Genomic DNA, 9,967 nt, shown 5'->3' on the forward strand with positions numbered 1-9,967 from the left:
GCAAGAATCACATTCATGGAAAAGAGGTTATTGTTCATGTTTGAGGAGTTAAATGCATTTGCAGCGGTCGTGGAGCAGTCCAGCCTGAACCGTGCATCCAAGTTACTGAACTTGTCCCAACCCGCACTTTCACGCAAAATTGCCAAATTGGAGGATGAACTCGGGGTTGCCCTGTTCCACCGCCGTGGCAAACGGCTGGAGTTAACCAGTGTGGGCCAGTTCACCTATACCTATGCTGTAGAACAGAAGCAGCAACAACAGAAGTTCCTCACTATGCTGGCCCAGTATAAAGACGAAGAACAGAGCACCATTACACTTGGAGCCAGTCTGACGACGCTTCAAACTACGTTACCACCTCTCGTCAATGCCTTTATGGAGAAACATCCAAATGCCGAACTGAAACTGTTGACGGGTAAAACACATGAGATTGTGTCGTTTGTGCGTGACAAAAAAGCCGATGTGGGCATTGTCGCCTCCTCCATCAGTGAAGTGGGACTTAACTGTGTGCCGCTCTTTGACGATCACCTGGAACTGGTTGTGCCGCTTACACACCCCTTGTCCGGTAAGGAAGCCGGGATGGAGCATTTGCAAGATCTGCCGATGATCACGTTCTCCAAAGGCACCTGGTACCGCAAATTAACGGACGATCTCTTCCAGCGCTGTGCCGTGATGCCGGATATTCGCATGGAGATTGATTCCTTTGAAGCGATCATCCGACTTCTGCCTTCCGCCAAAGCTGCTGCTCTATTGCCCAAGTCATATCTTCGTCCACAATTGCTCGCGGACAATGATCTTGTTTCTGTTCATTTGCCTCAATTACAGCAGACCCGCAGAACAACTTGTATGATCTATGGGGAAAAAGAGGACCTCAGCGAGACTTCCAGACAATGGGTCAAGGAGACGGCTGCACTCTTTACAGCAAAGGCGCCATTGCCCTCACGGAGGGCTACGACGCCTTTGCCTTGATCTGAAACAGCCAGGCTCTAACGTCTGGCTTCCATATTTAACACATGATAATTATCAGCTCTCTTGGCTGATAACCTCTTCTTCAAATCGGTCGATATCTGCATTATTACCAATAATGACCATGATATCCCCCATTTGAAGCGAATCCAGTGCCGTCGGAGCGATAATGACCCCAGCTTCTTTCTGTAACGCCACAATGCTACAACCAAAACGTACACGTGCATTCAGGGTCGAAAGGGTTTTGTTGTGCAGACAGGCGGGAACCTTCATCTCGACAATACTGTAATCATTGGATAATTCAATGTAATCCAGCAAGTTCGGGGTAACCAGCTGGTGGGCAACCCGAATGCCCATATCCCGCTCAGGATAAACAACACGATCAATCCCCAGTTTATCCAATGCGCGTCCGTGAAGGACGGATATGGCCTTGGCCACGACCGTCTTGACGCCCAGCTCTTTTAACAGAATCGCGGTGAGAATGCTCGTCTGAATATCATCCCCGATAGCAACGATACAGCAGTCAAAATTTCGAATACCCAGGGAGCGTAACACTTCCTCATCTGTGGCATCGGCTACAACGGCATGGGTGACCAATTCACTAATGTCTTCGACGACTTCTTCATTTTTATCGATCCCGAGCACCTCGTAGCCGAGTTCCATTAATTCCTGTGCCAGACTGGAGCCAAACCGCCCAAGCCCAATCACCGCAAACTGCTGTGTTTTCATTGTTCTTCACGAACCCCTTATCCAAATCAATTTCAAAACTCACTAAAAATAGATTTATCCAATAATCATTTTGCCTTCCGGATACCTGTATAACTCTTTACCCTTTTTCTGCCCAAGTGCATACGCTAATGTGATCGGTCCAAGCCTTCCTGCAAACATTGTAAAACAGATCAGGAGCTTCCCGATGGTGGTCAGCTTCAGTGTCAGTCCGAGCGATAATCCGACAGTACCAAAGGCTGATGTCGTTTCAAATAAGATCATCATAAAACTGGCGTCTTCTGTGGTACTCAGTGCCATCGTTACAGCTATGATGAACAAAAGCGCCAGCAATGTAATGGTAAGCGCCTTGAAAATCCGTTCCTGTACGAGCCGGTAGCGGAAAAACACGATATCTTCACGTCCACGCATCATGGCGATGACTGCTCCAGCCATAATCATAAATGTCGTTGTTTTGATCCCGCCTCCGGTAGAACCCGGCGAAGCACCAATGAACATCAGAATGATCATAAAGAACTGCGTTGCCTGTCTGAGTCCGGCAATATCTACCGTATTGGCTCCTGCTGTTCGCGGCGTAACGGACTGGAAGAATGAACCGAGAATTTTGCCACCCCAGTTCAGGCCACCCAGTGTCCGTGGATTGCTGAATTCAAATACGAAAATGACAAGTGCACCAAACACAATCAACAATCCAGTCATTAACAGTACAACTTTGGAGTGCAGAGACAGCTTCCGCGTTTTGCGGTAATCCACCAGGTCTGACAACACCACAAAACCGATACCGCCAGAGACAATCAGGAACATTGCTGTAAAATTAACCAATGGGTCATACACATAACCGGTCAGACTGCGGAAATCCCCAAACATATCAAAGCCCGCATTGTTGAACATGGAGATCGCATGCCAATAGCCATAATAAATCGCCTGTCCGACTGGCATGTCGAACGACCAGCGGATGGCAAACAGTGTGCCACATATGCCTTCGATAATGAGTGAGTAGATCACAACTTTCCGAATCAGCCGGACGATTCCCTCCATCGTGCTCTGGTTCATCGCTTCCTGTAGAATCAACCGCTCTCTAAGCGAAATCCGCCGTTTGAACGCAATGGCAACCAATGTGGACATTGTCATGAAGCCGAGTCCGCCAATCTGAATCAGAATCGCGATCACAACCTGACCCAGCACCGAGAAATGAGTCCCTGTATCAACCACAACCAAACCAGTGACACAAACAGCCGAAGTTGCTGTAAAGAGCGCATCAATAAATGCAAGACTGTCACCGTTACGGTTGGATGCCGGAAGCATTAACAACAGTGTGCCTACCAATATAATGCCAGCAAACCCTAACACAAGAATACGGGGTGGCGATAATCGCATCCATTGAACATTCAGTTTCACTTGAGTATCTTCCACCTCTTCTAAAATGAAAATAACTCCACACCCGTGGAGCATTCTTCATTTGAAATGCTGTTGCCAACGTTAAACAAGTATGATTCAGATTAAAACGACATATATAATGAAGTTGGAATATATCCTATTCGTTCCCTTGTTGGGCGAAAGACATGCGAATCATTGCACATTTGTTTCAAAATTATAAGCGCTGCGACGTTTGTAGACAAAACGTTTTTTGTGTAAATCGGATCGAATTCAGCCAAAAAGGGAAGAACTCAGATATGGCGACGGATGGATCAGATTCTTTCGGTCCTTTTCATTCATTTTCAAGGATTTACACCTGTTTTCGTTACATCATTGGCATTCGGTGCTTGGCCTGTGCTATGTTAACTTTAATATCCATATTAGTGCGTGTTCAAAAAGGGCGGTTTTCAGTACCAAGAAGATGGGATGAAGATAGAAATGGAGTAGCGGAGCGTAGATCGAGCTACGTGAGCAACGGACATTTCGGCTGAATTTCATATTCGATGCTGATGATGCCATTAGGCAACATTCGTAATCAAAAGCGGACTTTTTGAACAACCTCTATTAAATAAGGAGGAACAATATTACATGAATCCCTTAGGGCAGCCTTTGCAACTCAAGGCTAACTTCAAGCGGCTGGGGTTGCTTGCGGCGATTGGCCTGATTCTATTTTTTGTATTTCAGATCTTTCCTGCTACCTCATCGCAAACGACAGAAATTTCGTCTACGTCCTTCATAACCAAGGAGCAGGCAAAGCAATCCGCACGATCATTCGCAGCTTCTGTGAATGACTATACACTGCCAAATGATGATGCAAAAACCCTGGTAACCTACCAGACACATTCGGATATCTACGGGTATATGGCCAAAACCAAACAACTTGATACCTATAACCAGAAATGGGAAACAAGCTATCCTTACGATGTATTCCGCGTTCGTTTGCCTGATCAAGACAAGGGCGGTTATCTTAATGTTGACGTACATATGAAAACAGGAAAAGTCGTCGGCTTCAAACGGGAACTGCCTTCTTCACTTTATACCGCCATTGAGGCGGAGCAGGTTAGTGGACGAGTGACCACATCGCAAGTACTTGCTGAAGGCAATATATCTCTGGACGAGAAACAACAGCTTGCGGCTGGCGTTCTGACCGAATTCGGTTATGAAGTGCCGGCACTTCAACTGGAGACTCGCGATGGTGAAGCGGGACTGAAGTATGTGGATTCTGCAAAAGCCATTGGAGATTCCAAGCTTGAATTGAATTTTACGTTTGAAGAGGGTGCGGTACGATCCTTCGATCCTGGCTTCTCGGTCCCTGAATCCCATACTGATTATGTGAAAGATCAAACGCGCCAAGCCAATTGGATGACCTATGGCGGCTATGCATTCCTGACCTTTGTTCTGGGCGTGCTGGCAATCATCTATAGCATTTTGACCCGAGCACATACGTCTTTCAAACGCGGGATCATTCTCTCGCTGGTGTATTTCGCAGCTTCGGTAATTGGTACGCTGAACATGATTCCACTCTTTCAGGCACAAGGGCTCTCCAGCTTCATGTTAGCGTTCCTGATGTTAATGCAGGCGGGAATTACACTGGTCATGAGTGCAACCATCTATCTGTCCCTTGTTGCTGGTGACGGCATGTGGCGTAAAATAGGTCTGAACCCATGGCCTCGTGCCAAAGAACCCGGATATGGAAAATATGTACTTCACAGCATGGTTGCTGGTTACCTGTGGGCATTCATTCTACTGGGTGTGCAATCCATCCTGTTCTTCATTCTGGAGCGAAGCATCGGCACATGGTCAACGACGTCAGCAGATCAATCTACTTTTAATATGACCTATGCCTGGCTCTTCCCGATCATGGCCTGGATGGCCGGTATTGGTGAAGAAACTGTTTATCGACTGTTCGGCATTCGCATGATGCAAAAGATTGTACGTAACACGTTTATTGCCTGTTTGATCCCAACCATCATTTGGGCACTTGGACACACATTGTATCCGATCTATCCAGTAATCACCCGTCCCATTGAGCTGTTGGTGATTGGATTGCTGTTCAGTCTGATCATGCTACGTCACGGCTTCATTGCCGTTGTATTCGCCCATGTGATCTTCGACAGCTTGCTGATGGGACTCAGCTTGGTCTTTATGGGTGATGCCCTAAATATGACAGCCGGACTCTTCTGGATTGTACTCCCGGCCATTGTTGGATATGTGGTCTACAAATTCAATCCAAAACAAAAAGAGAAGCCGTATGTTACGACTCCTCATCCCGAAGTGCTGCAATAATCTGATTTGCCAGTTTGTCACCAATAGATAGAGGCCGGAAGTCTTCAACGCTGGCCTCTTTTATTTTGCGCAAAGAACCAAAATGCTTCAACAGCAGCTTACGCCGCTTCTCTCCAATACCCGGAATGGCATCCAAACGTGATGTCACCATGGATTTGCCACGCTGTTCCCGGTGGAACGAGATCGCAAAACGGTGGACCTCTTCCTGTATCCGCTGCAACAGGTAGAATTCCTGACTATCCCGTGGCAGGGAGATGACTTCCGGTGGATTACCGATCATCAACTGTGAAGTCTTATGCTTCGCATCCTTCACCAGACCACATACCGGAATAAACAGCCCCAGCTCATTTTCCAAAATATCGACCGCAGCCGAAATCTGTCCTTTACCACCATCGACCACAATCAGGTCAGGCTGGGTCAGGTTTTCTTTTAATACCCGTTCGTAACGGCGACGGATGACCTCTCTCATCGTTTCATAATCATCCGGCCCTTCAACCGAACGGACCTTGTACTTCCGATATTCCTTCTTATCCGGTTTACCATCGGTAAATACAATCATGGCAGATACCGGGTTTGTACCCTGAATATTCGAGTTATCAAACGCTTCAATACGGTGAAGCTGATCCAACCCAATAAAACGTCCCAGTCCTTCGGCAGCTTTGGATGTACGTTCTTCATTTCGCTCAATCAAACGGAACTTCTCTTCCAATGCCACACGTGCGTTATCCACAGCCATCGTGATCATCTGGCGTTTCAATCCACGTTGCGGAATGAGCACTTTGATCTCCAACCACTCCTGTAAAGCAGCAGCAACCTGAGTTGGGTCTTCCAGTCCTGATGGAAGCTTTTCAGTTGAAGTAGTTGTATCCATTATTGATTCATCCTCTTGCATACTATCAGGTTGTTCACCTTCTGCATCTGTGGAACCTCCGTAAGTTGCACGAGTCTCAGCAACCAGTGGCTGGGAAGCGTTACTATGCTCCACTCGTCCCGCCTGATCGAACTCTACCGTAACTGCGGCAGGTAACGATCCATCAGCATCAGAACCCGTATCAACACTATCGTTATCCGTTGCAAGATCCTTGGGCATTTCCGGCAACAAAATTTCTTGTGGCAATGCCGGATTATCGCTGTAATACTGTGTTACATAGGACATGAAATCACTGTACGCCTCACCGTAAAACGGGAAGGTGGAGACATGGCGTTCGATCATTTTACCCTGACGCATATATAGAATCTGGACACACATCCAGCCTTTATCAATGGCAAAACCAAATACATCACGGTCTCTGGCATCAGCCATCGTAATTTTCTGTTTTTCCATCATCGCATCGATGGCGATTACCTGATCGCGCAGCTCCTTGGCACGTTCAAAATAAAGATCCTCCGCAGCCTCTTGCATCTTACGCTGCAAATCCTTCTTAATCTCTTCGTGACCACCGCTCAGAAATGAACCAATCTCTTGGGAAATCTGGTCGTACTGCTCCTTCTCCACTTCCTTCACACAAGGGGCAAGACACTGTCCCATGTGATAGTACAGGCAGACTTCTTTGGGCATTACACCACATTTGCGCAGTGGATACATCCGGTCGAGCAATTTTTTCGTTTGGTGTGCCGCATACGAGTTCGGATAAGGTCCGAAATACTTGGCTTTATCTTTCAGCACACGCCGGGTTACTTCCAGCCGGGGGTGCTTTTCATTTGTAATTTTAAGATATGGGAATGTCTTGTCATCCTTAAGCAACACGTTGTACCGCGGCATATGTTTCTTGATCAGGTTACACTCCAAAATGAGTGCTTCCATGTTACTGCCCGTCACGATATATTCGAAATCACGGATTTCGGACACCAGACGCTGCGTCTTTCCGTTATGACTGCCGATAAAATAAGAGCGTACGCGGTTCTTCAACACTTTGGCCTTACCTACGTAGATAATGGTGCCTTCACTGTTTTTCATCAGGTAACATCCAGACATGTCTGGCAGCAAAGCGAGCTTGTGACGAATCTGCTCCAATGCCTTCTCCTGATCCTGCAAATCATTGATGAATTGGTCCATAATTCGGTGAATCCTCCTTCCCGAAAAAAGTATAAATAAAAGGTTACACTGAGCCATTCTGATTACAGTACCGTCTTCCAATCCGTTATCGGATTGTCTCCTCTGAGTCACCTTTTTTATAAGAAGAAACTAAAGATAATTCACACTGACACTACGATGACAGAACAACCTTCCAATCCCTGTTATCCCCAGATTTTTTCATTCCCTTTTCTCAAGGGAAAAATCTGTTGATAAAGGGGAACGCTTCGCTTCTTCAGGTTTTTTCTGTCCTCTCCGTTACTGTGTAAATAATTAGTTCCATCTATATATCAGAGATGAATCCGAGATAAACGCGAGCACTTCGCTTCTCCAGATCGGTTCTGTACTCTACATTCAAGTGTAAAAAATATTTTTACTTTATATTGTCCTATATAAAGGTATTCGACGCAAAACGCCCCCGGCATGTAAACCGGAGGCGTATGTGTAAGCCTGTAAATTATTGGTGTTTTGCGATAATTCCTTTGAGCGCATCTTTCGAGTTCAGACCAACCACTTTATCTACCGGTTGACCGTCTTTGAAGAAGATCAAAGTTGGAATGCTCATTACGCCAAAGCGGGAAGCAGATTCCGGATTTTCATCCACGTTAACTTTAGCAATTTTCACTGCATCGCCAACTTCTGTGGACAGCTCTTCCAGGATTGGAGCGAGCATTTTACAAGGACCACACCAAGGCGCCCAGAAATCAACAAGAACCGTTCCTTCGCCTTCTACTTCAGCGTTGAAGGATTGATCGGATACGTTAACAATAGCCATGAAATTGTCCTCCTTATATATACTTACGGTTTATTTTAACCTGTAACGTCGTGAACGACACTTCCAGTATAACACAGGTACGTCAAACTTGTGAATTGAACGCTGCAATGTTCATCTTCCCAACATCAAATCTTCACAATTACAGGATGTGGCATGCTAACTTCAAAATCTTTACAAACGCTTTCTTTTCCAAGTATACTAAAATTACTCCGGGTTTCAGCCCCCATACGGGCAAGCTGTTTCCCCATAAGGAGGCAATAACATGGATGCAAATGTGCGGATCAGCGACCCGCGTGAACATGTGAACGAGGAACCCCGCAACGATCTATTTGATCTGATCGCGGGTGTTGCCGGCATGGCCGGCCTGATGACAGTGATCTTTTTCGGTATGGTTATCTTCAAATTCCTCACCGAATAGGACACTCATAGGTCTCACGCAGGACCAGAAAAGCCCGGTTTTCGCGACAATGCGAAAGCCAGGCTTTTTTTGGGACTACTTTAGCTTTTGGGTGCAATCAGCTGAGCCTCTAAATCAAAATCTCCACCGATAATTTGAAGATTAACCTTGTCCAGAACCGTTTCGTTCAATTAGATCGGTTTAACGTTTACCGCGCTGATTCTCACCCCGAACGGAGATGACATCCACGAATGGACGAATCCGGTCCATGAGACGCTGGCCTTTATTCGATTCCTCGCCGTCCCGGTTGGTAAAGCTAAGGTGTTTTTCAAGCCCATCCAGATTGTAATTGGACGTATAGAACGTAGGTTTGCGATTCATTCGATAGTTCAGAATGGACCCCATCACATGATCCCGAACCCAAGGGTTCAGATTCTCTGCCCCGATATCATCAAAGATGAGCAGATCACAACTTTTCAAAATATCCGTCATTTCCTTCAGCTTCTGCCCTTCACTGATCATGGATTTCAGATCCTCCACAAAGTCAGGCATATAAATAATGACACCCGTGTGGCCTGCAACCGCCAGTTCATGCAGCAGGTAACACATCAGAAACGTCTTACCCGTCCCGAATGTTCCTTCCAGAAACAGTCCTTGCGGAGATAATCCATTCTCCTTGGTCTCCCTAATATAACGAAGCACCTGATTTACTGCCGGAGCACGCATCCGATCCTTGCCCATAATCTCCACGTCGTTGTATCCGGCACTGAGCGCACGCTCGTCCACATAGAAACTGCGAATGCGTTGCTTAATAATATGTTCATTTTGCCGGGCGATATGTTTGGAACAAGGCGCTTTTATATCTATGATTTCGGGTTTACCGTTAAAATGTTCTACTTCCAGTTTGCAAAAGTGGCCCTGAAAATCGTTAGGACAGTTGTCGAGTCCCGGACAATTCGCACAGTTCTTTGAGTCTTTGGCGTACTGAAACAGCTTGCTCAGATCGGTCATGAGCTGTGCATCTTGCAGTTCAGGATGACCTGCGCGGAATTCGCGTACGTACGGATTTTCCATCAATTCCGCCGCAATCCGCCGCGATTGCTCACGAAAGGCAGGGTTCAGCTGCTGAAGCAGTCCTCCCAAGGATTCCATGGCTTCAAGCCCCCTTAATGTTTCAATATAGAATGAACAATGAAGTGTACCCCTGACCATCTTGATGGCATAGGAACTTTCGATCATTTGCAATTCTACTGTTCATTCTATAGAAAAACAACCAATAACTCAACTCATAGATCTGGTAAATAGCGTAACCCTTCCACCACCCTACGTA

General features: G+C 46.3%; 8 protein-coding genes. 3 read left to right on the forward strand and 5 right to left on the reverse strand.

The features are described from left to right. Positions 1 to 36: 36 nt before the first annotated feature. Entirely contained in the window at positions 37 to 966 is a 930-nt protein-coding gene (locus MHH92_RS24775) for a LysR family transcriptional regulator (RefSeq protein WP_036673385.1), read from the forward strand. 54 nt (positions 967 to 1,020) lie between these two features. Here MHH92_RS24775 and MHH92_RS24780 read toward each other — a convergent pair whose 3' ends face one another. Beyond that, the gene (locus MHH92_RS24780; RefSeq protein WP_017692455.1) at positions 1,021 to 1,692 is read right to left on the reverse strand and encodes a potassium channel family protein; all 672 of its coding nucleotides are present in this window, start codon (positions 1,690 to 1,692) and stop codon (positions 1,021 to 1,023) included. Positions 1,693 to 1,746: 54 nt separating this feature from the next. Beyond that, a complete protein-coding gene (locus tag MHH92_RS24785) occupies positions 1,747 to 3,066 on the reverse strand; it encodes a TrkH family potassium uptake protein (RefSeq protein ID WP_445744717.1) in 1,320 nt (439 codons plus the stop codon). Positions 3,067 to 3,693: 627 nt separating this feature from the next. On the opposite strand from MHH92_RS24785, the gene MHH92_RS24790 reads away from it, so the two are divergent. Next, on the forward strand, positions 3,694 to 5,391 hold the full coding sequence (locus MHH92_RS24790; RefSeq protein WP_340906999.1) for a CPBP family intramembrane glutamic endopeptidase: 1,698 nt from the start codon (positions 3,694 to 3,696) through the stop codon (positions 5,389 to 5,391). On the opposite strand, the gene uvrC is transcribed toward MHH92_RS24790, so the two are convergent. Together uvrC and trxA are read right to left on the reverse strand one after the other, a co-directional pair. Beyond that, entirely contained in the window at positions 5,360 to 7,447 is a 2,088-nt protein-coding gene (gene uvrC, locus MHH92_RS24795; RefSeq protein ID WP_340907000.1) for an excinuclease ABC subunit UvrC, read from the reverse strand. The genes MHH92_RS24790 and uvrC overlap by 32 nt on opposite strands. A 475-nt stretch (positions 7,448 to 7,922) precedes the next feature. Continuing rightward, on the reverse strand, positions 7,923 to 8,240 hold the full coding sequence (trxA, locus tag MHH92_RS24800; protein WP_017692451.1) for a thioredoxin: 318 nt from the start codon (positions 8,238 to 8,240) through the stop codon (positions 7,923 to 7,925). A gap of 262 nt (positions 8,241 to 8,502) precedes the next feature. Between trxA and MHH92_RS24805 the strand changes: the two genes are divergently transcribed. Then, on the forward strand, positions 8,503 to 8,658 hold the full coding sequence (locus tag MHH92_RS24805; RefSeq protein WP_017692450.1) for a hypothetical protein: 156 nt from the start codon (positions 8,503 to 8,505) through the stop codon (positions 8,656 to 8,658). Positions 8,659 to 8,838: 180 nt separating this feature from the next. Here the strand turns inward: MHH92_RS24805 and dnaI are convergent, their stop codons facing one another. Continuing rightward, a complete protein-coding gene (gene dnaI / locus MHH92_RS24810; protein WP_062837925.1) occupies positions 8,839 to 9,789 on the reverse strand; it encodes a primosomal protein DnaI in 951 nt (316 codons plus the stop codon). Positions 9,790 to 9,967: the final 178 nt, after the last annotated feature.

Source organism: Paenibacillus sp. FSL M7-1414 (assembly GCF_038003195.1).
GTDB classification, from domain to species: Bacteria; Bacillota; Bacilli; order Paenibacillales; family Paenibacillaceae; genus Paenibacillus; species Paenibacillus amylolyticus.

What these genes read in the sequence shown, in the direction of transcription:
- MHH92_RS24775 (WP_036673385.1), top strand. Translation starts at nt 37, where the DNA reads ATGTTTGAGGAGTTAAATGCATTTGCAGCGGTCGTGGAGCAGTCCAGC.
- MHH92_RS24780 (WP_017692455.1), bottom strand. Translation starts at nt 1,692, where the DNA reads ATGAAAACACAGCAGTTTGCGGTGATTGGGCTTGGGCGGTTTGGCTCC.
- MHH92_RS24785 (WP_445744717.1), bottom strand. Translation starts at nt 3,066, where the DNA reads ATGCGATTATCGCCACCCCGTATTCTTGTGTTAGGGTTTGCTGGCATT.
- MHH92_RS24790 (WP_340906999.1), top strand. Translation starts at nt 3,694, where the DNA reads ATGAATCCCTTAGGGCAGCCTTTGCAACTCAAGGCTAACTTCAAGCGG.
- uvrC (WP_340907000.1), bottom strand. Translation starts at nt 7,447, where the DNA reads ATGGACCAATTCATCAATGATTTGCAGGATCAGGAGAAGGCATTGGAG.
- trxA (WP_017692451.1), bottom strand. Translation starts at nt 8,240, where the DNA reads ATGGCTATTGTTAACGTATCCGATCAATCCTTCAACGCTGAAGTAGAA.
- MHH92_RS24805 (WP_017692450.1), top strand. Translation starts at nt 8,503, where the DNA reads ATGGATGCAAATGTGCGGATCAGCGACCCGCGTGAACATGTGAACGAG.
- dnaI (WP_062837925.1), bottom strand. Translation starts at nt 9,789, where the DNA reads ATGGAATCCTTGGGAGGACTGCTTCAGCAGCTGAACCCTGCCTTTCGT.